Raw genomic sequence first — 24,376 nt, 5'->3', positions numbered from 1 at the left:
TTGGAGATAGGGAGAGCAGTCCTTGCCCTCCCTTTTTCTTATTTAACAACCTATTATAGCCAGGTCCCAAAACGTTTAATATAAAACTGCTTCATCAATTGAGCAACAACACAATAGCTCACCAATGTTAATACTAACCATGGGAAATACTCTATTGGTAATGGTTGTAACCCGATCATTTCACCAAATGAAGAGAATGGAATATATAAACCTAATGCCATAATTAGCCCTGTTGTTAATAACACAGGTAATGCCGCTGTACTTTGAATAAACGGAATTTTTTGTGTTCTTAGCATATGGACAACTAATGTTTGCGAGAGCAAACCCTCAACAAACCAACCTGACTGGAAAAGCGCTTCATGGGCAACACTATTTGCTTGGAACACATACCACATCAAGGCGAAAGTTGTGATATCAAAAATTGAAGAGGTTGGCCCAATCCAAATCATAAAACGCCCGATATTTTTCGCATCCCATTTACGAGGTCGTTTTAAAAACTCTTTATCCATTTTATCCCAAGGTAATGCTAGTTGGGAAATATCGTACAGTAAATTTTGAACGAGCAAGTGAATGGCTAGCATAGGAAGGAATGGAATAAATGCACTGGCAATTAATACCGAAAATACATTACCAAAGTTTGAACTTGCAGTCATATTTAAATATTTAATAATATTACCAAAAGTCTCTCTTCCTTTAATAACCCCCTGCTCTAACACCATTAAATCTTTTTCTAGCAAAATAATATCTGCTGATTCCTTGGCGATATCTGTTCCAGTATCAACAGAAATCCCCACATCGGCATCTCGTAAAGCAGGAGCGTCATTGATCCCATCACCCAAGAAACCGACAGTATGACCGTTTGCTTGTAACCTTTTTAAAATACGCGATTTTTGTAATGGCGTTAATTTACAAAAAACAGAAACTTGCTCTACTTTTTGACTTAATTCTTCATCAGATAATGCTTCAACTTCTAAACCTGACATGATTTCACTAATATTTAGCCCTACATCATGACAAATTTTTTCGGTAATAATGGCATTATCACCCGTCAGAACTTTAACAGTAACCCCATTTTCACGCAGTGCAGCAATTGCAGAAATAGCGCTTTCCTTTGCTGGGTCAAGGAATGTTAAAATACCTTGTAACTCCAACTGTTGCTCCGCTTGTGCAGATAAGGGCAAACTAGCTTCCGCATCATTTAACTGACGAGTCGCAAGTAACAACACACGAAAACCTTGCCTGTTATAGTCACTTACTAGCTCAGTTATTTTCGCCCTCGCCTGCTCATCAAGTAAATAAGACTGTCCATCCTGCTGATAATGTTGACATACTGCCAGCATTTCTTCGGCTGCCCCCTTGCATATTAACAAGGCCTCTCCTGAAGGGGTTCTAACCGTCACTGATAATTTACGTCTGATAAAATCAAACGGTAATTCATCAATTTTCTGAAATGCTTTTAGTTTTTCAACTTCACTGTTCCCTCTTCCTCGGCGAATTATCGCCTGATCCATCATGTTTTTAGTGCCGCTTTGATGGAAACTATTGAGCCACCCCAATTGCAAAATTTGACTATTTTTCTGCCCATTATTGTCTAAATAGTGCTCTAAAATAATTTTATCTTGCGTTAACGTCCCTGTTTTATCAGTACAAAGTACGTCCATGGCACCAAAGTTTTGAATAGCATTTAACCTTTTGACAATAACTTTGTGCTTTGACATTGCTATTGCGCCTTTAGCTAGATTCGAGCTAACGATCATCGGTAACATTTCTGGCGTTAACCCAACGGCAACTGCTAGTGAAAACAGCGTAGCTTCAAACCAATCTCCTTTTGTGAAGCCATTAATCAGTAGCACGATAGGTACCATGACTAACATAAAACGGATCAGTAACCAACTTACACTATTAACACCACGGTCGAATGACGTTTGCGCCCGACTACCAACAATGGATTTAGCTAATGACCCTAAATATGTGTTTGACCCTGTGGCAACAACAATTCCACGCGCTGTTCCACTGGTTACATTGGTCCCCATCAAACAAATATTGGATATTTCTAATAACTCGTTTTCTGTTGGTGAAACAGGTTCTAAACTTTTAGCAGAAATATCACCTAGAGTGTCATATTTTTCTACCGGTATAGATTCTCCGGTTAAGATAGCTTGGCTTATAAATAAGTCTCTCGATTCAACCAATTTTAAATCTGCAGGAACCATGTCACCGGCAGATAATAAAACAATATCACCGGGTACTAAGCATTTGATCGGCACTTCTTTTCGAGTAGAACGACCTGTTTTATTATCACGTCGAAATACGGTAGCAGTGGTACGTACTAATGATTTCAAGGCTTCAGCAGCTTTATTAGTTCGATACTCCTGCCAAAAACGAAGTAACCCACTCAGCAAAACCATTGTAATAATGATTATTACACCAGTTAAATCAGTCTCATCACCTTGTCGCTCAGGTATAAGATAGTCAGTAAAAAAACTCACTATTGCCAATATAATGAGTACGAATATGAATGGATTTTTAAAAGAAATGAGTAATTGCTTCCAAGCAGGAGGCGCTTTTTCATGAGCAACTTCATTTTCCCCTTCAGTAACAAGGCGGTCCATCGCCTCATTTTCTGTCAGACCTAATAAATTCGTTTGATATTCATTAAGTACTTGCTCAATATTTTTACTGGCCTGTTCGCCAACAATAAATTTTTGGCGAACAGGAGCAGCTTTAACGCTTTTGCGTTGATGTCTTATTTCAGTCATAGCGTTGTCTCTAATACAACAATTGCCTATTTTTACGCTACCTAACCAAAATAAAAACCTTTAATTATCCGTTAGATAGCTCCATTTTCTACTCCATGACGGAGGGTGATCGTCCATTTCGGCTCCTATAGTGAGTTAATTTCTAACATCAGGCGGGTAGCTCTGATGCCACTTTCCAATTGATAGCACTGACACTTTGCTCAAGGCTTATTCGGCATACCAATGCTTCGATTTCTTTCTGCTCGGCAGGTGTTGCTAAAAATTCAGCACACACTTCCAGTTGTTCAGGCTTTAAAGTGTCCGCGCTACTCAAAGACCGTAAACGAATATGTAAGCCATTAATGGCTTGCAAGATAAGTGTTCTTACTAGGATTTCATCGGTTTGATGACACATAACGCGAATTTTATAGCGCTGCTCTACATCAAGAGCTTGCTGCTGTGGTTGCTTATTGATCCGCGAAGCCGCTTCCCTTAGTAAAATATTGGCACATAAAATTAACAATGTGGCCATCAAGGCCAGTGAGTACTGGCCTAATCCACACAACACGCCGATCCCTGCTGAGCACCAAAGAGTTGCCGCGGTATTTAAGCCACGAATATTCATACCTTCACGCATAATGACGCCTGCGCCCAGAAAACCAATTCCTGAGACAACTTGCGCCGCGATACGGCCCGGGCTATCTGGTGATGTTGTCACCGAACTTAAAATAAATACCGCAGCACCTGTAGCCACTAAAGCATTGGTTCTAAGGCCAGCCATTCGTTGACGCCATTGGCGTTCAGCACCGATTAATGCGCCAAAGCACATTGCAGAAAGCAGATTTAAAATATCAGGAGAAAAAAGCATAGTAGCTCCTCCAAAAACAGCTTGGATAATGAGACTTACATGCTTAATAAAAAGCACATAGCCATATTTTGAGTAAATAAATTACCCTAAAAATTATTGGCTATTGCCTGGAGGGAATAGAGAGTAAATATATACCAACATGATACACACTCAACATAGCAGTAATACACTGACTAAACTAAATAGCAGAGAGTACTTTATTTATAATATAAGGGTGTGTGTGAAGAAAAATATCAGACACCGCCCGCCTTAGTGGCAAGCAGCGAAAAGAAAAGACGATTACTGGCTTGCCGTTAAATTAAGTTTTTATTCCAACTCTGACTGTCCAAGTAATAATCTCCTAAGTAAAAGATGGGTGGAGTATAGGTGGGGAAATTTATGATGTAAAGAACAAAGTGTTAATTTATTTTAAATAAAGTAAAACTCTACCCTTCAATTGGGACAACAAAAATCCCTTCATCACCATCTTTTTCATTAAAAAACCAAATACCTTCTGGGTAGTCCGGCAATGAAACTAAATACATGACGCCTTCATTGAAAGGTTCAATGAGTAAAATTTTACCTTCTCGGCGCTCTTGCCCATCGGTTTTTACATAAACACGGTCATTAATATTCATAACACTTAGTTTCCAATGAAATGATGTTAATCATAAATGTAATAAAAACGAAAAAGCCCGTCATTAGAAATGACGGGCTTTAGAAAATCAGTTAAGCAATAAGCTTAGATTGCAGTTACGTTAGCAGCTGCTGGGCCTTTTGCACCGTTTTCAATGGTGAATTCAACTTGCTGGCCTTCAGCCAGAGTTTTGAAACCAGCGCCCTGAATGGCAGAGAAGTGGACGAAAACGTCTTTGCTACCATCAGCAGGAGTGATGAAACCGAAGCCTTTAGACTCGTTGAACCACTTAACTTGACCTTTCATTTTGTCGGACATTTGACTTTTCCTATATAACATCAAAAAAACTTGCCTTTTTGGCATATACGGGCCAGAGTCAACTATTTAATCAGGAAAACACCAAGATGAAGCGTCACGGTCAAAGGCTATCTGTGATAACTTTCTTCTTTAGAACACACTAACTTAGTAATCATACATCAAATAGGACTGCTAAACAGGCCGATACTCATTAACTCATGACTTAAAGATAATAGCAACTATTTTATATGTTCAAACGCTAAAATTGTGCATTTTTTTCGAGTTCGTCACTTTTACAGGCTATAATGTTAATAAAAACACTGCATTTGGTTGATAGTTTACAAAAAAAATTTAATAAAAAGAGCCCCGTTTTATAAAAAGACAATCAAGAAATGCCCACCACAATGACAATCCCAGTAAATATTTTTCTTAACTGATATATAACAATCGAATCTGCTCGTGATACTCTCCTAGTATAGATATCTGACAGAGAGTTATCACATGGATATTATCAAACAAATACTCATTGAAGATTTAGATGCCATCAATAAACGCGAAAAACGTGATGGTAAGCCTTACTTTAATAGCCAGTTCCTTGGTAATCACCCTTACTTATGTATCGGTATGGTCGCCGCTTATATCCCTCTTGCTATTATTCTTTGGTACGCGCCATATTTTGGCCCTTATTGGACACTCGGTATTACTGTCTTATTTTTAGTTTTAGCCAGTGTTTTACTTTTTGATATTAAACCCGTTTATCACTTTGAAGATATCGGCGTATTAGATTTACGTGTTTGCTATAACGGTGAGTGGTTTGTCACTGAGCCAGTTTCAGATAACGCAGTGCGTAAAATACTTGATTCGAAAGAGGTTAGCCAAGCCATTAAGCAAGAAATATCACGTTTAATTGCCTTGAAAGGGGAAATTTCATTTTATGATATTTATCATGTCGTTTTCCCTGAAGTTTCTACGCCATTACAAGGTAAATTAGCAACACAAAATTAATGCATTATCAATTAGCTAGCGTAAAAGTTAGCCATAATGAACAGTGAGTGAGCAATTAGATTTTTTTTGTGTTTTTACCGTTGACAGCCTGAGTCGATCTCGTTAATATTCGCCTCGTTCTCAGGAACAAGCAATTCCTCCATAGTTCAGTCGGTAGAACGGCGGACTGTTAATCCGTATGTCGCTGGTTCAAGTCCAGCTGGAGGAGCCAAATTTAAGAAGCCCGCCTAGTGCGGGCTTTTTGTTATCCATACCTATCCTCTCTTTTTTATTTCATATCATTGTTGATGCAAATTATTGGTTCAACGAATAACTTCACTTTCGTTGTACTTATAGCTTATCAGTACTATCGGCAAAAAAATGGTTCGCCTTTTTATTCCTTTCTGTTATCTATGACTATCTTAACTTCCTGAATTTTGATACATATTGGGGTAGATAACCATCAAATTGCTTACTTAACACGCAGTTAATCATTTTTTTTATTTTTATGCTTTACAACTGAGTATAGGATGGGTAATATGCGCCTCGTTCTCAGGAACAAAGCAATTCCTCCATAGTTCAGTCGGTAGAACGGCGGACTGTTAATCCGTATGTCGCTGGTTCAAGTCCAGCTGGAGGAGCCAAATTTAAGAAGCCCGCCTAGTGCGGGCTTTTTGCTATCTATTCCTACTGAGTACCCACCACACACAAACTGGTTATATACCGTAAAGCCCCCATTATAAATTCCCCCGTATATTTTCACTCACTCTTTTTCAAGGAAAATTTGTTTTATCGCTTGTCGTAACCATTGATGTGCAGGGTCTCTATCTAAACGCAGATGCCAAACTTGGACAATAAATAGCGCTCTCAAAGCCAAAAGCGTATTAGCTGGCTTAATACTTCTGTTACCCGCGGTTTGCTAAATGGCGTTCGACAACCCGTGTTAGTTATCCCTCTTTAACGCTTCTAGGTCTTTTGACGACCAAATCGTGTTTACAAACTCAGTGATTAGCCACAAGTTAGTCACTGAAATAACAACCTAAAATTTAGCCACGAACAGATGATAGAGGTTTACCTTTTAACTCATTTACCTATCAGCATGAACCTCAATTCACTGTCACCAAATCATTTTCGATCAAACTTCCCTCAGTTCGCACAGATAACAGCCAAACGAACTTTTTTTTCGATATTCTCCTTTGACAATCCAGTAAGAGAAAGCTAATATCCTCTGCGTACCAAGGAGTTCCTCCATAGTTCAGTCGGTAGAACGGCGGACTGTTAATCCGTATGTCGCTGGTTCAAGTCCAGCTGGAGGAGCCAATCATTTAGAAAAGCCTGCTTAATCATTAAGCAGGCTTTTTGCTTTTGGTACATTAATCTCCCCCTCATCTATCTATGACATTAACCTTAATTGTGATTTCTCATAGCTATTTTTTGACTTTCCCTTTATCATTCTATCCCGGCTTGAGCACCCGCTCATCACCCCTCTCTACCCTTATGGAGCCGGTTTAATGACAACTGTAACTACCCTAACAATCCGCCGCCCTGATGATTGGCATGTTCATTTTCGCGATGATGATATGTTAAAAACGGTCGTTCCCTATACGAGTGAATTTTTTGGCCGTGCCATTGTCATGCCTAATCTTGTCCCCCCAGTGACGACAATTGAAGCGGCAAAAGCTTATCGTGAACGTATTATTCAAGCCGTTCCAGAAGGTCACCAATTTACCCCCTTGATGACATGTTACCTCACTGATAGCACTGACCCTGTTGAGCTGATTAAAGGCTTCCATGAAGGGGTATTTACGGCTTGTAAATTGTATCCTGCCAATGCGACAACTAATTCCAGCCATGGTGTCTCAGATATCAAAAAGATTTATCCCGTACTAGCGGCTATGGAACAAGCAGGTATGCCCTTGCTAATTCATGGGGAAGTAACCGCTAGCCATATTGATATTTTTGACCGTGAAGCGCTGTTTATAGATCACGTTATGCTACCTTTGCGCGCGCAGTTTCCACAATTAAAGGTTGTGTTTGAGCATATCACGACCAAAGAAGCTGCCCAATACGTCCAAGAAGCAAATGAATATACCGCAGCCACATTGACACCACAGCATTTAATGTTTAACCGTAATCACATGTTAGTCGGTGGTGTCAGGCCACATTTATTCTGCTTACCTATTTTAAAACGTAACGTTCACCAAGAAGCACTACGCTCAGCGGTAGCATCAGGCTGTGACCGTTTTTTCCTAGGTACCGATACGGCTCCACATGTGCAATCACGTAAAGAATCATCTTGTGGGTGTGCTGGCGTGTTTAATGCGCCAACTGCATTAGCCGCTTATGCCACTGTTTTTGAAGAGCTTGGTGCTCTAGCACACTTCGAAGCATTCTGTTCACTCAATGGCCCTAAGTTTTATAATTTACCTGTTAACGACGGGTTTATTACATTAACTAAAGAGCCCAATATTACTTGTGAATCAATTGATTGTTGTAATGACAAGCTGATCCCTTTCTTAGCAGGTGAGGACTCTCAGTGGACAATCGCACTTTCTAAATAATTAGCACTTATAGGAAGCTATTTGGGCTTCCTATATTACTTTTTATAGTCATACTCACCATTTTTGTGCATTTCCTGCCATTTATACAAAAAAAATTTTTAATTGCTTCCTTATTAGCGAAATCTCCTTATACTAAAAGTGGCTTCATTTCGAGAACATTGCTCTTAGTCAGTTATAGATATTTACTATTTATCACGCTGTTTGATTAGGAGGTTTCATGAATAGAAAAGATGATGTTATTCAAACTCACCCAGTTGTTGGCTGGGACATCAGCACAGTAGATTCCTACGATGCGATGATGTTGCGTTTGCACTACCTCCCTGAACAAGATAAAAACTCAGGAGATGCCATTGTGGATAAAACTATGTGGCTAACGACTGATGTTGCTAAGCAATTGATTAATATACTTCAAGCTGGCGTAGATAAGATAGAGTCAGGCGAATATATCGAACTTAATCTTAAAACACACTAGGGAAATGAATGGATATTTAAGAATTTAATATCCATTTTATTTTATATAATATTCACCAAACAAGTAGTTATATATTTATATATAACTACTTGTACCTTTTTAACTAAATAACAATTGTAAATAAAAACACTATTTACTATTTTTATTAATCCTCGGTTGACTTCACTAGCAATTCCCATTTATTGTAAGACTCTTTTCGAACAAGGATGTTCCCGATGCGAATATTAGTTATTGATGAATGTTATTACACTAGACTTGGCATTACTGAATATTTATCTAAAAATGAAAAATTAGAATTTATTAGTACAGGTTGTATTGAGGAAGCTATCAGGTTTATAAATGAATTCACGCCAAGTATTGTATTGGCTAATTTAACTTATTATTGTCATTACTCTAATTACTGTCCAGTATTACAAGATCTATTAAATAGAAAAAATAATATTAGGTTTTATATTTATATAAATGCCCCTTACCCACAAACAGCCAACCCATTGTTATTAAAGGATAACTATTTTATTCTATCCAAAAATATTATTACCCAAACCCTTGATAAAGTGATTCGAGAACACGAACAAATAGAACATATCACGAAGCTCGCTAATAATATAGATTCATCCATCTTCACTGCAAAAGAACAAAACATTATTAATAACTGGATGAATGAAACGCCTAATCATATTATCTCAAGGAAACTAGGGATTAGTAATAGCACGGTTTATTCACAGAAAAGACATATCACTTCGAAAGTATTTGTAAAAAACAGAATTGAATTATTTTTTATCTATAATGTATTTAAATATTTATATTAAGAGAGAGCCCTAATTAAAGGGCTTTCTTATTATCGTTATTCTTTATTTAATAAGCCATCTGATAAACGATGACGTGATTTATTAAAAATCTTATTGCTGACTTCACGGCCTGCACGGCGAGCACGTTGTTCTTGCTCTGGGAGTTTCATTTCCTCAGTACAAGAAACACTACAGCAACCCTCGTATTTTTCTGCACAGCTAGGGCATTGGATAAACAACAAGTGGCAGCCATCATTACTGCAATTAGTATGAGTATCACATGGTGCACCACATTGGTGGCATTGGGCTAAGGTATCATCCGTAATGCGCTCTCCCATACGGTTGTCGAACACAAAGTTTTTCCCTTTAAAACGTAATGGTAAACCTTGTTCCTTTGCTTTACGTGCATACTCAATAACACCACCTTCAACATGGTATACATTTTTAAAGCCATTATGCAGCATATATGCACTGGCTTTTTCACAGCGAATCCCCCCAGTGCAATACATGACAACATTTTTATCTTTTTGCTCTTGCAGCATTTCCACTGCCATCGGCAGTTGTTCCCTAAAAGTATCTGATGGAATTTCAATTGCATTATCAAAACGACCCACTTCATATTCGTAATGATTACGCATATCAACGAATACCGTGTTTGGATCGTCAATCATTTCATTCACTTCGTGAGCTTTCAGATATTGCCCTGTATTCGCTGGGTTAAAGGTTTCATCTTCGATGCCATCTGCCACCACGCGATCACGTACTTTCATGCGTAACACCCAGAAAGACTTACCGTCATCGTCAATCGCAATATTTAAACGCAGGTTATTTAGTGCGGTATCAGTGGAATATATCAGTTCGCGCAAAGCATCAACATTAGATTCAGGCACACTGATTTGTGCATTCACCCCTTCTTTCGCAATGTAGACACGCCCAAAAACACTCAGCGCTGTAAACTGTTGATACCATTCATTGCGAAACGCCACTGGGTCTTGAATATTAAAATATTTATAAAAAGAAATTGTGGTACGTGGCTCTGTTTCCGCCAACATGCGTTCTTTTAATATTTTATTTGAAATTTGGTTATGTAACACTGGCATGGTGTTCTTAATCCTATTTAACTCGTTGATAATTTTCTATTTATTCAGATTTCAGCTCATTGATTGAGGCTTTTTAATCTTGGTGGATATTATCGCTGTTATTATGTTAATAAAAAACCCTTTATTTGCAGGGGTATTGTAAATAAAACATCAACAGAAAGTTTTTAATGCCCGACCATTATTCGTTATGTTATAACATATTTATATTTGGCTAATTAGATTATCTTTATGAGACGTTTTTTTCCTTTATATCTATTAATACTGGCTATCTTTGCGCCACACGTTGCAGCGCATCCTCATAGTTTTATTGAGATGCAAATGTCCCTTGAAACCAAACAAAACAAATACTCAGGTATAAGCTATGTTTGGAAGATGGACCCGATGACATCGGCAGATATTGCCTATGAATTGAAAGGGGTTAAACCCGATGACCCACGCTGGAAACAACAAGAAGCCATTATTATGGCTAATATTTTAATGCAAAATTATTTCACTGATTTTTATTATCAAGACAAAAAGGTTAACTTTAAGCGTATCCCTGACAGCTACCATTTAGAAAGAGAGGGGTTTTCATTAGTATTTTTCTTTACAGCTTCATTTATGCAGCCACTACCTATTGCAGATTCACATATCAAAATACAAACTTATGACCCTAGCTTTTATGTCAGTATGACGTATCAAAATAAACAACAAATTACTCTGCCAATTGAATTAGCAGCCAATTGTGATATTGACTTACAAGAAGCCAATATCACTGATTCGATGCGGGCTTACGCATTTTCTTTAGATAAAAGTGATACCCCAGAAGAAGATTTAGCGCTTGGGAAACAGTTTGCACAGCGAGTTGATATTCGATGTCCTTAACCCCCTCATCCTCTGTATACAAAGCAACAAAAACTTTGCTAATCATTGTCTCGTTTAGTTTATTAGCTTTCGCCATTTGGCTAGCGTATCGCTATTGGGGAACATGGTTACAACTGAGTATTGGCTGGCAAAAACAGTTAAACCAAGGTTTATCGGATTTACTACAAGAAACCAGCTCACACCCACTGTATGCTGGAAGTTTGCTAATTGCCGTTAGCTTTTTATACGGTTTTTTACATGCTCTGGGACCTGGCCATGGAAAGCTCATTATCACAACCTATATAGCGACCCAAGGAACTCATTTAAAACAGAGTGTTATCATTAGTTTATTAGCATCGCTCTTACAAGGGGTCGTTGCTATTACGTTAGTTTCTGTCGTGTTAGTGTTATTTCAGCTATCCACCAAACATTTGAATCAGGTCAGCTTATATGCAGAACAATTAAGCTATTTATTTGTCATAATACTTGGCTGTTTTTTATGTATTACTGCTTTACGCCGTTACTGGCAAACACGCCTTTCTAGGGCATTATCACCACTAGTGATAAAAAACCTTAAGCCATTAACACAATCAACCAAGCGAATGATCCAGCCCAACACATTGACACCACACCCCGTATGTCACTGTGGCCATCAGCACGTCATCCAATCTCACCAAATTCAATCTAGTTTTAAAAGTAAAGTGTTGATTATTCTATCAATGGGGGCACGCCCTTGCTCTGGTGCCATTCTCGTATTATTGTTTTCTTATGTGATTGAAGTATACGCATGGGGAGTTATCGCGGCGCTAGCAATGGCGGTTGGTACAGCATTAACCATTTGTTTAATTGCTATTTTTGTTCATTTTATGCGTGATAAAGCTATTCGTTTATCGCGGTTAACAGGAAAACAGCTGTCCCCATATTGGGGAATAGCATTAAAAATTTTTGCCGGTGTTTTCTTTATACTGATGGGGGCTTTGATGCTACAAAGTGTCGGGCTGGAGCAATCTATTTCGCCACTTCTGCGTTAACCCAATAAAAAAGGGAGGGCTCCCCCTCCCAGGCATTTGCCGAAGTTACAGTGTGGTAATCTCACTGTGTTATGCGCAATGTCAACTGCTTAAAACAGATTGCTAATGATGAGACTATGCAGCCCCTCACACACTAGCAACCCTTACTACTTCTTTTAACCAATGAGCTCAATTCGAGCAGGTAAACCTTGACGTACAGAAGCACCCGATACCCAATCTAACCATGTATTGGCGACTTCCCTTGTTGGGTCTGCAAAACCTAAATCGTTTAGATTGATCCCTGAACCATTTGCAGCATTCATTGGCATCGGTTGGTCATCTAAATAATGCTGTTTCGCGCCCATTTCGGTATGACCATAGCCATGTTCAATTGCAAGTACTCCCGGCATCACGCCATCAAGCACACTCACTTGAGCTTCTGCTTGGCCACCCGGTGTGGTAATACGAATCCAATCTCCGTGTTTAACCCCCACTTTTGCGGCATCATCAGGGTGAATAGCAACAAGATTCGTAGGTTTAACATGACGTAAGCGTTCAATTACTGTTGTCGAACTACTCATCACATGGGATTTGAATGACATTAGTTTCAATGGCCATTCTTTTTCTGGGAACACCACATTCACATCGTCACCATTTGCCATACGCGGTGGGTAATATGTAGGGCAACCACTGTAACGTTCACCGGTGATCGCGTGGCGATTAACGGCCACAGTTGGGTTCCAAATTTGTAAGCCTTTTTTCCATTGCGGACCAGTTGCATCGCCATCCCATGCTTTTTCATATGGTGCGAAACGGCCACCTCGCGTAAAGATATAAGCAACACGGCGAACTTCTTCAGGTTTTAGCGTATTGGTGATCGCAGGTAAAATACGTTCTACCCCACTAATTTGGATATCTTCCGAAGCGGCTTCTGGTACTGGTTTTTCACCTAGCCACGCCATATTCGCAGCAACACGTAAATAATAATCTTCCGCTGTATTTAGTGAATGCAGGTTGCCATCCATATCTTCAATCACGTTGTCGCCAAAACCAGGTAACCCCAATTCTTTGGCAACTGCAATACAAAAGCTTTCCATCGATACGGGCTGACCATCTGCCGTTTTGGCGGTGCGTGACTCAACAATCGGCCAACGCGCTGTACTCGCTTTAACTTGAACCCCTGACCAAGGAGCGCTAAAACCCCAACTTTCAAAATTATGGGTATCCGGTACGATATAATCTGCCAGCGCAGTGGTTTCATTCATAAAGGCATCAATACCGATAATCAACGGAAGGTGTTTTGGATCTTTCAGTTTTTCTTCCATCACTTGGCGGATACCCGCGATTCCATACACCGGGTTGGTCATATTGGTGATCCAAGCTTTTAATGCATAAGGATAACCCATTAATGCTGATGCCAGTTGCTCAGTGAGTTGCCCTTTAGCAAACGGATACCAAGGTGCTTTTGCAGGATACGGATTTTCCCCTGCCGCAAGGCGCGCTTTGAACTCATCTGATTTTTCATACACTTCATTACTACGCGATAAAACAACGCCTTTTGGTTTTACTTTGCCTTTGTAGCTGGCAATTTTGTAACGTGGACCATCCATTTCACCGTTGAATTTACCGCCCCCAACGGACACACCACCTTTCAAGTTCAAGTTACCAATCAATGCGTTAAGCATAACGACTGACCATGCAGTGTAAAAGCCATTACCGCCCATCATGCCGCCATGAGAAATAACGGCAGCTTTTCTATCATATGACGTTAATGCTCTACCTAATGATTCAATGGTTTTCACTGGAACATGGCAGCGATCGCTATATTCTTGGAGTGTCATACGATTGGCCGCTTCTTTTAAGCATTGGAAGCTCGATTTTACGGTAACTTCACTGCCATCATGCAATGTCACTTGGCGAGTGACAAACAACTCTGCGGCTGGGACTTCACTGGCAAGTTTCAATTCACCAGACGTATCTTGGACGACATAAGCTTTTTCATCGTCGCCTTCGCCAGTAAGATAAGATGAAATTAATAATTTGCCTGCTAATGGGTGAGCATCATCAGTAATGACTAAATGCGTTGAGTTTGTCCAACTTTTCTCCCCCATCGCTTCCATTGATTTCTCACTAGGCACGCTAAGGTACTTGGCATTATAACGCTCATTTTCAATGATCCAGCGGATCATTCCCATGACTAACGCTGCATCAGTTCCGGGTTGTACTGGCACCCAGTGACCATGGTCATTAGCCAATGTGGTTGTCAGTGGTAGCGCAGGAGAAACCACCACATAGTTAAACGAGTCACGCAGACGTGCTGTCGCTAACTGGCGACCTTGGCGTTTAAATGGGTTACCTGACTGAGCTGGTGAGGTTCCAAGGAATAATGCAAAACGAACGTTATCCCAATCTGGTTTTACGTGCGCATTTTTGTTTAAGTCATCCATTAAAGCACCCGAACCGGCGCGATAAGCAAGACCGCAATAGGAACCGTGGGCACCGAAATTTTTACTGCCAAACGCGTTTTGAGCAAAGCGACGAATAAACCCATCACGCCCGTCGTCCCCTGCGTTAGTTACCAGCAGCTGGTTCGCTTTGGGGCCCAATTTTGGCTGTGCTGGGTCAAGTGGCGTTTCAAGGTCACGAATAGCTCTTAAACCATCAACATGGCCTTCACCAAATAAATCACCGCCTTCAACAACTTCTTTAATTAATTGCTCAAAACTGATGCGTTGCCACTTGCCCTCTCCACGTTTACCAACACGTTTCATTGGTTCTAAAATACGCAGTGGGCTAGTTAAACCTTCCATTAAGGTTGCCCCACGCGCACAAGCGGTTGACCGATGTTCTAGCCCTGATTCCCCGCTCATTTTATTAAATGCAGTTTTCAGCGGCATTCCATAAGGAAAATGCTCTTCGTGTGATAATGGGTGATAAGGGTTACCTGCGATACGTAATACTTCATTTTTAGCGGTATCGACACGGGCACGAATACCACATTGTGTCCAACAACCAAAGCATTGGGTCATTGCAACTACTTGTTCCGGGTTTTCTTGCCAGCCTTTAGTCGCCTGACCTTCTGGTCGCAAAGAGTTGCCATTAATGCGGTCAAGAGTGACTTTACCAGAAGTGCCGTTAACTAGCCCATCGACTGCGCGTTTGGCCACATCTCGGTAGCTTGCACCAAATAATGCGATACCACCAACTACCAAACCACCTTTAAGCCATTGACGTCTTGAGAATTTAGCCATGTTGCACTCTCCCCGCAAACCAGCGAACACCTTCACGAACAATAATTGTTAACGCAATCCATAAACCAAATGTTCCTACGATAGCCAATAGTCCATCGGTTCCCAGTGGGAAATGATATGGGTTAGCGATAATGTTATATTTTGGTACAGCTTGAACTTCCATTAGGAAAATCCAACGTAATGTCCAAGCAAAAGCCATCGATACTAATGCTAAAACGGTAATGTAAGGGACAGAGCGAACGGCTTTTACATTACTCGCAGACATTCCGAAAGCCACTAACCACAGTGCACATACCCCCATTAGCATCCACCAACCTGGGCTCGCCATGTCTATTTGTTGGCGTACAGCAATACCCGATGTGGTATCCCCTGAAAGCCATAGCGCAAAACAGACAGCAAATAGTAACAACGTAATCACTTGGAAGCGTGCTAAACGGTTTTGATATTGGGGCTCACGACGAGCACCGAGTCCAATCAATGCAGGCAGAACCTGTAATGCACTCAAGAACATAAGTACTGGCATCCACCAGCTGTTCCAGATTGGGCGAGCCGTTAATACAGATGCCTCACGACCGGTATAAAGTAGCAGGCCAATTGCCGATAATGCGGCAAGCAATGCCACCCAGCGCGTCGCTTTAAAGTGTTTTTTCCAAATCATTTTGACGATTAAAGCAACAAAGTATAAGCCGATAAATGTGGTAAATAAGGGTAATAATACAGAGCCCCACCACATCCAAGACCATAACGTTGGGTGTGCATAAAAATGCCACACTCTTGCGGTTTGGTGTAAATCTGCCGTTAGTGCAAGCGGTGCAGTGATCCCCATTGTGATAGCAATAAATACGGAAATCATTTCTAAGCGGCTGTTTTCACTTTTGTTTTGCCAATGTAAATAACAGGCATACAGCACCGCGCAAGAGGCGATTCCAATAAAGAAAAAGTATTGTACCGCCCAAGGAAGCCAAAAAAATTCTTGTGGCTGAGCCATCATTTCAGAAATATAAGTCACTTGGCCATTCATCAGAATACCTCCTGCCATAACGCGGGCTGCCCTTTACCTTGCAGCGGCTGAACAAACGCATCATCTAAACCGAGATAGAATACTTGCGGTAAGGTGCCACTTTCTGGCTTGAGTACTTTAATTTCTGCTTCATGCTCAGTCAGCATTTTACGAATAGTACTGTTAGGGTCTTTTAAATCACCGATAATGCGAGCCCCACCTACACAAGATTCAACACAAGCAGGTAATAAACCAACTTCTAAACGATGAGCGCAAAACGTACATTTATCTGCAGTTTGGGTTGAATGGTTGATAAAACGCGCATCATATGGGCAGGCTTGTACACAGTAAGCACACCCTACGCAACGTTCATTATCAACGACTACTATGCCGTCTTCCCGTTGGAAAGTTGCTTGAACAGGGCATACGGGTACGCAAGGAGGATTATCGCAGTGGTTACATAAGCGAGGTAGAAGTACATTGGTAAACCCTTCTTCGCCCTTAACCGCAACTTGATATTGGTTAACTGTGGTTCTAAATTGCCCTTGAGGGGTTTGGTTTTCAACAGAGCAGCTGACTGTGCAAGATTGGCAACCAATACAACGACGTAAATCAATCAACATTCCATATCGTTTTTCTGGATTGCCTTCTCTACGCGTAGGAGAAAAATTTAGGCCAGCTTCTGCAATGGGAATTAATGATGCTCCCGCAGTCACAGCCCCAATTTGTTGTAGAAATTTTCGTTTACTCAGATCCATAATAGGCTCCAGTACTGACATTGCTAATGCGAAAATAAAAGTTATTAATCAATATGTTATTTGTATTGCATGTGTTATTGACAATGAATACAGTCTCGTTAAGATAACCACTGAAATTGTTATTTCTCTTTAAAACTACTGTATTATCTTGATAAAACTTGTAATGCCATTGTAAGAAGAGAGGCACCACCGCCCTATTGTGGTTTACCACATACCCGTAGCTAAATTGATCTAACGCAACGAATAAGCCAAATATGTTAAAAAAAACATCTATACCGTTGTATCACATACTATTAATTACGCTGCTTATGTGGTCCTTACCGGCCATTTCTGCACAATGGACTATCGGGGTACTGGCTTTGCGTGGGCCCAGTACCACACAATCCCATTGGCAACCATTAATTGACACACTCAATGATTCTATTCAGGGGGAACGGTTTACTTTATTGCCGTTAAACCTTGATGAAATGAAAGAAGCTATTTCTAACCGCAAAATTGATTTTTTACTGACCAACCCCGCGCAGTTTATTCAATTAGATAATCGCTATCACTTGCGCTGGCTATTATCATTACGTTCTGATGTCGAACCAAATAGCACCACCCGTAATGTGATTGGCAGTTTGATACTGGTACGAAAAGAAAGTGATATTTCTGACGTAAAGCATTTGATTGGTAAAAAAGTCGGTGCCATTTCACCTGATGCCTTTGGTGGTTACTTATTAGGCTATAAGGTATTAAGAGATATGGGGTATGACGCGGCTAAAGACTTTCAAATGCAGTTTTTAGGGTTCCCTGCGGATGCCCTATTATATGCACTACGGGATGACTCATTGTCTGCTGCCATTGTCCCTGTCTGTTTATTAGAAAATATGCACAGTGAAGGGCTAATAGATAAAACCCAGTTTCGTCCGTTAATTCAGCATCCAAGTTCATTATCTTGTTTAACTAGTACCGAGCTATACCCAAACTGGTCTTTCGCCGCATTAAGCGATGTTCCAGACAATTTGGTCGATAAAGTCACTAAAACGTTACTTTCAACGGATAATACCACTATGCGTTGGGGGGCTCCTGCCTCCGTCACTCAAGTCGAAACTTTGCTCCGCGATGTGAATCAACATCCACAACAGCGGCAAATATGGCAAGATATCGTCAGTTGGACCATTCAAAACCAAATTACTATTAGCCTTGTTGCGTTGTTCTTTGTTTTACTAGGCGTAAATCACATTTGGATTGCCTTCTTAGTTAGGCGCCGAAGCCGGCAACTCGAAGTGGCGCACAACCGCTTACGAGAACAAGAAGCCAATTTACAAAAAGCTCAGCGATTAAATATTTTAGGCGAAATGGCATCGGGCTTTGCCCATGAACTGAACCAACCTTTATCTGCCATTCGTCATTATGCGCAAGGGTGTATCTTACGCCTTAGCAAGGAGTCAAATAACCACCCACTCATTAGTGCGTTAACTAAAATCGATGACCAAGCGCAACGTGGTGCAGACATTATTCGCAACTTACGTCTTTGGGCAGGGAAACCGGGTCAAGACCCAGCGGTAACATTAAACCAGCAATCAGTGAGGCAAGCCATTAATCATATCTGGCAACTTTTACGTGTAGATCAGCACTATCCAGATGCAAAATTACTATTACCAGAGACACCTGATGTCACCCTGACTTTGCCCGATACACTGCTTGAACAACTCCTTTCTAATTTAGTGAGCAACAGTTTACAAGCCGGAGCCACAACCCTGAGCTTTGGTTTTCACTTTGCACAAGACCGCTTTCTTCTGGTTTTACAAGATAACGCAGGAGGAATGCCGACCGAACAACTAGAACAAGGGATCATCCCATTTCATACCACTAAAAAAGAAGGTTTGGGGCTAGGGTTGGTGATCTGCCAGCGTTTGATCCAAAGCCAAGGCGGCGATATTCGCATTGAAAATAATATCACTGATGAAGGGTTAAATGGCCTACGAGTGACCTTAATTTTCAACTACTATAATAATTCAATAAATTAAGCATGTTTTGCCACACAATTGATAACATTAACTTTAAGTCTATGTGACAATAGCTTTATTAAGACAATCAACGCTCATCAGCTAATACTTTATTTTGTCCCCCTCTAAACTACGAGGTATAAATTGATGCCAGTTATTCATCTAGTGGATGATGACACCGATGTGACCGATGCTTGCCAATTTTTACTAGAAACCCTTGGCTATAGTGTCACCGTGTGGAATGACAGCGAAACATTTATTCAGAATGCAGCCCTTCATCAAGAAGGAGTGGTTTTGTTGGATATGCGTATGCCTAAACTGGATGGTCGGCAAGTTCATCGGTATCTTAGGGAGCAACAAAGCACGCTAGCGGTCATATTTCTGTCGGGTCATGGCGATATTCCAATGGCAGTGGAACAAGTTAAATTAGGGGCTGTCGATTTCCTGCAAAAACCGATAGATAGCCAACTACTGGCGAAAACCCTTGACCAAGCGCGGGCGCAAACAACAAAGGCAACTGAACGTTATTTATTAAAACAACGTTATGAGACGCTCACTCCCCGCGAGAAAGACATTTGCCACTACGTTTTGCAAGGTTTGATTAACCGTGAAATTGCCGAGGCAGCCTGCGTTTCTGTACGAACCGTTGAGGTTCATCGTTCGCGAGTAATGGAAAAAATGGCGGTACGTAACTTAGCTGAGTTAATGAGTACCATGCAGGCGGTTAACGCTTTAAACGAATAATTTGATATAATTTAACCTAGTCTTTTTATTCATTAACCATGACTAACTAAAATATTCGGATACTCATGATATTAGCCCCAAAATTTCAAAAACGTTTTCTTCACCCTCGTTACTGGTTAACATGGGTGGGTATTGGCATCTTATATCTGCTTGTTTTATTGCCTTATCCCGTTATTTATTGGCTGGGAACTCGTTTAGGTCTACTGTCGATGCGCTTTTTAAAGAAACGGGTTCAAGTTGCTGATCGCAATCTTGAGCTATGCTTTCCAGATATGAGCTTAAAAGAAAGGCAGCTCTGTATCGACAAAAATTTTGAATCAGTTGGTATGGGGCTTTTTGAAACCGGTATGGCATGGTTTTGGCCTGATTGGCGAGTCCAGCGTTGGGTTAAAGTTATTGGGGCTGAAAATGCAGCCGCAGCACGAGAAACAGGCCGAGGGATTATCGCCCTTGGTGTGCACTTCCTAACTCTTGAGATTGGTGCCCGGGCTTTTGGAATGCTAAACCCAGGGATCGGTGTGTATCGGGCTAATGACAATGATTTACTCGATTGGCTGCAAACTCGTGGCCGCTTGCGTTCTAACAAATACATGCTTGACCGCAAAGATATGAAAGGAATGGTGCGTGACTTAAAAAATGGGGAAATTCTCTGGTATGCCCCTGATCACGATTATGGCCCACGTAACAGTACTTTTGCACCATTATTTGCCGTAAAAAATGCCGCGACCACCAATGGTTCACAAATTATTTTGCGTCTTGCATCACCTTTAGTGGTGCCTTTTACGCCAAAGCGTTTACCGAATGCAAAAGGCTACGAATTAATCATCCAGCCAGCTATAGATAACTTCCCTATTGAAGATAACCTTGCGACGGCAACAAAAATGAATCAAATCATTGAAAAAGAAATCCTTAGAGCGCCTGAGCAATATATGTGGCTACACCGCCGTTTCAAGACGCGTCCCGAAGGAGAATCTTCTTTGTATGGGGATTTAGATAAAATACACCATTAACTTTTAGCTGTAGTTCATTACCTTAATTCATTCTTTCTCCTGAATAATTTGACCTACAGCTAGGTGACACTTTGAAGCCCCTTTAAAATTTCGTCGTATAAGGGGCAACTAAGTGAAGCCAGCAATACTGAAGGACAATGTATGACAGGAAAAACAGGCTATTGGAAACGAAATCTCTACGTTGTGTGGTTCGGGTGTTTTTTAACCGGTGCCGCCTTTAGCTTGATTATGCCTTTTCTCCCCCTTTACATCGAGCAACTCGGTGTCAAAGACCATGCTTCGTTGAACTTATGGACCGGCGCAGTTTTCAGTATTACCTTCTTATTTTCAGCCATTGCGGCACCATTTTGGGGGCGCTTGTCCGACCGTAAAGGGCGTAAATTAATGTTATTACGTTCTGCCTTAGGTATGGCTATCGTGATGGTATTAATTGGCTTTGCGCAAAATATCTGGCAACTACTGGCTTTAAGGGCATTACTGGGCCTGCTAGGTGGGTTTGTCCCCAATGCCAACGCACTGATCGCCACTCAAGTCCCAGTGAAAAAAAGTGGTTGGGCAATGGGGGTTCTCGCGACAGGTGCGGTCAGTGGGGCTCTGATTGGCCCACTGATTGGTGGCTTACTTGCTGACCAATATGGCCTACGCCCAGTATTTTTTATCACCGCCACCGTCTTATTCATTTGCTTTTTTGTCACTCTTTTCTATGTACGGGAACGTTTCACCCCTGTTTCACGTAAAGACGCACTGTCAGGTAAACAAGTTTTTGCTTCATTACGTAATAAAAACCTAGTGATTAGCTTGTTTTTCACCACCATGATTATCCAAGCCGCTATGGGGTCAATAAACCCTGTTATCACCCTCTATGTCCGTGACCTATCCCATTCTTTAGAAAACCTCGCGTTTGTCAGTGGGGTTATTGCCTCTATACCTGGCGTAGCAGCTTTAATTAGCGCTCCGATGCTAGGTAAGCTTAGTGACCGAATAGGCCCTGAAAAAGTTTTACTTGCGGCACTAGGTACCTCTATCTTCATTCTATTTCCTATGGGCCTTGTTGGGAGTTATTGGGAATTAGGCTTTCTGCGATTTATGCTCGGAGCCTTAAATGCGGCGCTCTTACCCGCAGTGCAAACCTTGATTATTTATAACATTTCTCACCAAGTTACCGGGCGAATTTTCAGCTATAACCAAGCACTGCGCGATGTCGGCAATGTGACAGGGCCTTTATTGGGGTCATTTGTTGCAGCAAGTTATGGTTTTAGGGCGGTATTTTTCTTCACATCCGCTTTGGTTCTCGTCAACTTAATCTATTCATGGTTAGTCATCAGGCGCCAGTCCGATGACTTACGCGCATCACCTTCAGACCCATAACTAACAAGCTATTTATTGCACAAAAACCCGATGATTTCTAAGCTTTACTGACTTACCGAGTGAAAATCTAACCAGAAATAATATAACCAATTGTTTTTAAACAACTTAATCGATTCAAAAATCTTTCTTTTATTGTCAACAAAAATCCTGTATCTTCCCCTACCTTATCGTGAAAAATGAGAGTTATATCGAATTTTCACCTTAAAATATGGCCTTTTACTATAAATTCATTCTGTATATAGGCGATTCTATAATAATGTATGTTAAAAATATGTTTCCGAACTGAAAGTTAACATATCAATAATAATTGACACTCAAGCGCTCGGCTTGGTGTTTTAAATCATGCACAACCTCTCAAGAGATAATTTATGGGAGTTCACAGATGAATAATTCTGCGACTAAAACAAAAACTTTTTTTGGGCATCCATACCCATTGAGTTCGCTTTTCCTCACAGAAATGTGGGAACGTTTTTCTTTTTATGGTGTTCGTCCGTTACTTATCCTGTTTATGAGTGCGGCATTATTACAAGGCGGAATGGAATTACCCATTGAACAAGCTTCCGCTATCGTCGGGATTTTTGCTGGCGGTGTATACATCACGTCATTACCCGGTGGCTGGTTAGCTGATAACTGGCTAGGGCAACGTCGTGCGGTATGGTATGGCTCATTAATTATTGCATTTGGGCACTTATCCATCGCAATGTCCGCCTTTTTAACCAATACTTTCTTTTTCGTAGGCTTATTACTGATTGTCTTGGGAACCGGGTTATTTAAAACCTGTATTACCGTTATGGTCGGTACCTTATATAAGAAAGAAGATACACGCCGTGATGGCGGTTTCTCTCTATTTTATATGGGGATTAACATGGGTTCATTCATAGCCCCATTAATCATAGGCCCATTACATGAAAAGTATGGCTGGCACATAGGTTTTGGCCTTGGTGGCGTAGGTATGTTAATTGCTTTGCTTATCTTCCGCTTCTACGCTATTCCACAAATGCGCCGTTATGATAAAGAAGTCGGCCTCGATTCCACATGGAACCGCCCTACTGTTCAACGCAAAAATGTCGGTAAGTGGGTTACATTATCGATGGTGCTGTTGGCTATTCTTGTCGTATTAATCAACAACGGAACGATCCCATTTAATGCTTCAATGATAGCCAAAAGCTCGGCTTATGTAATTTCCGCTTGTGTGGGTCTCTATTTCTTATTTATGTTTTTCTTTGGGGGCTTAAACAGCAGCGAACGTTCTCGCCTAATTGCCTGTTTAATTTTACTGGTCGCAGCGGCCTTCTTCTGGTCAGCATTTGAGCAAAAACCAACCTCTTTTAATATTTTTGCTCGTGACTATACTGACCGCCAAATGGGCAGTTTCGAAATCCCTACTATTTGGTTCCAATCAATTAACGCGTTATTTATCATTCTGTTAGCACCGGTATTTAGTTGGTTTTGGCCTTCGTTAGCTAAACGCAACATGAACCCAAGCAGCATGACTAAATTTGTGATTGGTATTTTATTTGCTGCTGCTGGCTTTGCTATCATGATGGTAGCCGCAAACCAAGTTCTCGCCACTCAAAGCGGTGTATCCCCATTTTGGTTAGTAGCGAGCATTTTACTGCTTACATTGGGTGAATTATGCTTAAGCCCTATTGGGCTTGCGACAATGACACTATTAGCGCCACAAAAAATGCGTGGGCAAGTCATGGGCTTATGGTTCTGTGCTAGTGCATTAGGTAACCTTGCTGCTGGTATCATGGGCGGTAATATCCGCAAAGACCAATTAGATTCTATGCCTGAGTTATTCTCTCATGTTTCTATTGCGCTGGTGATCTGTGCAATTGTTTTAGCTGCACTGATTATCCCTGTCAGAAAAATGTTGAAAAATGCCGATAAAAACGAAGCTAATGCTTAATCACAAGTATTAATCACCAAATCCCGTTAGCTAACAGAGCTAACGGGTTTCTCACGTTATAATAC

The 24,376-nt window shown here is 40.8% G+C and carries 19 protein-coding genes and 3 tRNA genes; 14 read left to right on the top strand and 8 right to left on the bottom strand.

The genetic code is table 11. The features are described from left to right. Window positions 1-53 precede the first annotated feature (53 nt). The 4 genes from mgtA to cspE form a co-directional block, all read right to left on the bottom strand. On the bottom strand, window positions 54-2,759 hold the full coding sequence (gene mgtA, locus ACHB7C_RS00690) for a magnesium-translocating P-type ATPase (RefSeq protein WP_071547924.1): 2,706 nt from the start codon (window positions 2,757-2,759) through the stop codon (window positions 54-56). 148 nt (window positions 2,760-2,907) lie between these two features. Further along, on the bottom strand, window positions 2,908-3,606 hold the full coding sequence (locus ACHB7C_RS00685; protein WP_042847948.1) for an MgtC family protein: 699 nt from the start codon (window positions 3,604-3,606) through the stop codon (window positions 2,908-2,910). Window positions 3,607-4,031: 425 nt separating this feature from the next. Continuing rightward, window positions 4,032-4,223, bottom strand: a complete 192-nt coding sequence (gene dsrB, locus ACHB7C_RS00680) for a protein DsrB (protein WP_166686753.1) — start codon at window positions 4,221-4,223, stop codon at window positions 4,032-4,034. A gap of 104 nt (window positions 4,224-4,327) precedes the next feature. After that, window positions 4,328-4,540 carry a transcription antiterminator/RNA stability regulator CspE gene (cspE, locus tag ACHB7C_RS00675; RefSeq protein ID WP_008911725.1) on the bottom strand — a complete coding sequence of 71 codons (213 nt, stop codon included), beginning with the start codon at window positions 4,538-4,540 and terminating at the stop codon, window positions 4,328-4,330. Between the two features lie 480 nt (window positions 4,541-5,020). Between cspE and ACHB7C_RS00670 the strand changes: the two genes are divergently transcribed. The 7 genes from ACHB7C_RS00670 to ACHB7C_RS00640 all read left to right on the top strand — a co-directional run bounded on the left by ACHB7C_RS00670 (window position 5,021) and on the right by ACHB7C_RS00640 (window position 9,345). After that, window positions 5,021-5,524, top strand: coding sequence for a YlaC family protein (locus tag ACHB7C_RS00670; protein ID WP_042847955.1), 504 nt, complete (start codon window positions 5,021-5,023; stop codon window positions 5,522-5,524). A gap of 135 nt (window positions 5,525-5,659) precedes the next feature. Next, window positions 5,660-5,735, top strand: a tRNA-Asn gene (locus ACHB7C_RS00665). A gap of 336 nt (window positions 5,736-6,071) precedes the next feature. After that, window positions 6,072-6,147 (top strand) — tRNA-Asn (locus ACHB7C_RS00660). Window positions 6,148-6,747: 600 nt separating this feature from the next. Continuing rightward, window positions 6,748-6,823: transfer RNA gene (locus tag ACHB7C_RS00655), tRNA-Asn, on the top strand. Window positions 6,824-7,014: 191 nt separating this feature from the next. Next, entirely contained in the window at window positions 7,015-8,064 is a 1,050-nt protein-coding gene (gene pyrC, locus ACHB7C_RS00650; RefSeq protein WP_129466686.1) for a dihydroorotase, read from the top strand. Window positions 8,065-8,281: 217 nt separating this feature from the next. Next, window positions 8,282-8,536, top strand: a complete 255-nt coding sequence (gene bssS, locus ACHB7C_RS00645; RefSeq protein ID WP_042847959.1) for a biofilm formation regulator BssS — start codon at window positions 8,282-8,284, stop codon at window positions 8,534-8,536. Between the two features lie 215 nt (window positions 8,537-8,751). Then, window positions 8,752-9,345 (top strand): LuxR C-terminal-related transcriptional regulator, encoded by a 594-nt coding sequence (locus tag ACHB7C_RS00640; RefSeq protein ID WP_042847961.1) that lies wholly within the window; start codon window positions 8,752-8,754, stop codon window positions 9,343-9,345. A 35-nt stretch (window positions 9,346-9,380) separates the two neighbouring features. Here the strand turns inward: ACHB7C_RS00640 and ACHB7C_RS00635 are convergent, their stop codons facing one another. After that, window positions 9,381-10,424 (bottom strand): rhodanese-related sulfurtransferase, encoded by a 1,044-nt coding sequence (locus tag ACHB7C_RS00635; RefSeq protein WP_042847962.1) that lies wholly within the window; start codon window positions 10,422-10,424, stop codon window positions 9,381-9,383. Window positions 10,425-10,652: 228 nt separating this feature from the next. Between ACHB7C_RS00635 and ACHB7C_RS00630 the strand changes: the two genes are divergently transcribed. Beyond that, a complete protein-coding gene (locus ACHB7C_RS00630) occupies window positions 10,653-11,288 on the top strand; it encodes a DUF1007 family protein (protein WP_395346135.1) in 636 nt (211 codons plus the stop codon). A 35-nt stretch (window positions 11,289-11,323) separates the two neighbouring features. Then, the gene (locus ACHB7C_RS00625; RefSeq protein WP_042848073.1) at window positions 11,324-12,298 is read left to right on the top strand and encodes a nickel/cobalt transporter; all 975 of its coding nucleotides are present in this window, start codon (window positions 11,324-11,326) and stop codon (window positions 12,296-12,298) included. A gap of 155 nt (window positions 12,299-12,453) precedes the next feature. Here the strand turns inward: ACHB7C_RS00625 and ttrA are convergent, their stop codons facing one another. Genes ttrA through ttrB form a run of 3 tightly spaced genes read right to left on the bottom strand, consistent with a single transcriptional unit; the run spans window position 12,454 to window position 17,286 of the window. Then, complete coding sequence (ttrA, locus tag ACHB7C_RS00620; protein ID WP_071547922.1) at window positions 12,454-15,528, bottom strand: tetrathionate reductase subunit TtrA; 3,075 nt, start codon at window positions 15,526-15,528, stop codon at window positions 12,454-12,456. Further along, window positions 15,521-16,567, bottom strand: coding sequence for a tetrathionate reductase subunit TtrC (gene ttrC / locus ACHB7C_RS00615; RefSeq protein ID WP_131680688.1), 1,047 nt, complete (start codon window positions 16,565-16,567; stop codon window positions 15,521-15,523). Before ttrC ends, ttrA begins: the two co-directional genes overlap by 8 nt. Further along, window positions 16,549-17,286, bottom strand: coding sequence for a tetrathionate reductase subunit TtrB (ttrB, locus tag ACHB7C_RS00610; protein ID WP_042847974.1), 738 nt, complete (start codon window positions 17,284-17,286; stop codon window positions 16,549-16,551). Before ttrB ends, ttrC begins: the two co-directional genes overlap by 19 nt. Window positions 17,287-17,540: 254 nt before the next feature. Here ttrB and ttrS point away from each other — a divergent pair, with 254 nt between their 5' ends. The 5 genes from ttrS (at window position 17,541) to ACHB7C_RS00585 (ending at window position 24,311) form a co-directional block, all read left to right on the top strand. Then, window positions 17,541-19,298: a tetrathionate respiration histidine kinase TtrS gene (gene ttrS, locus ACHB7C_RS00605; protein WP_071547921.1), complete on the top strand. Its 1,758-nt coding sequence runs from the start codon at window positions 17,541-17,543 to the stop codon at window positions 19,296-19,298. 126 nt (window positions 19,299-19,424) lie between these two features. Further along, entirely contained in the window at window positions 19,425-20,021 is a 597-nt protein-coding gene (gene ttrR / locus ACHB7C_RS00600) for a tetrathionate respiration response regulator TtrR (protein WP_048606760.1), read from the top strand. Window positions 20,022-20,086: 65 nt separating this feature from the next. Next, window positions 20,087-21,031 (top strand): Kdo(2)-lipid IV(A) acyltransferase, encoded by a 945-nt coding sequence (locus ACHB7C_RS00595; protein ID WP_042847977.1) that lies wholly within the window; start codon window positions 20,087-20,089, stop codon window positions 21,029-21,031. Window positions 21,032-21,172: 141 nt separating this feature from the next. Then, the gene (mdtG, locus tag ACHB7C_RS00590) at window positions 21,173-22,399 is read left to right on the top strand and encodes a multidrug efflux MFS transporter MdtG (RefSeq protein WP_217008172.1); all 1,227 of its coding nucleotides are present in this window, start codon (window positions 21,173-21,175) and stop codon (window positions 22,397-22,399) included. 382 nt (window positions 22,400-22,781) lie between these two features. Beyond that, entirely contained in the window at window positions 22,782-24,311 is a 1,530-nt protein-coding gene (locus tag ACHB7C_RS00585; RefSeq protein ID WP_198861288.1) for a peptide MFS transporter, read from the top strand. The last annotated feature ends 65 nt before the right edge of the window (window positions 24,312-24,376 follow it).

Source organism: Providencia sp. 2024EL-00732 (genome assembly GCF_044006275.1).
Lineage (GTDB): Bacteria > Pseudomonadota > Gammaproteobacteria > Enterobacterales > Enterobacteriaceae > Providencia > Providencia huashanensis.
The sequence above is the reverse complement of the archived record's forward strand: the minus strand, read 5'-3'. Positions and strand labels throughout refer to the sequence as shown.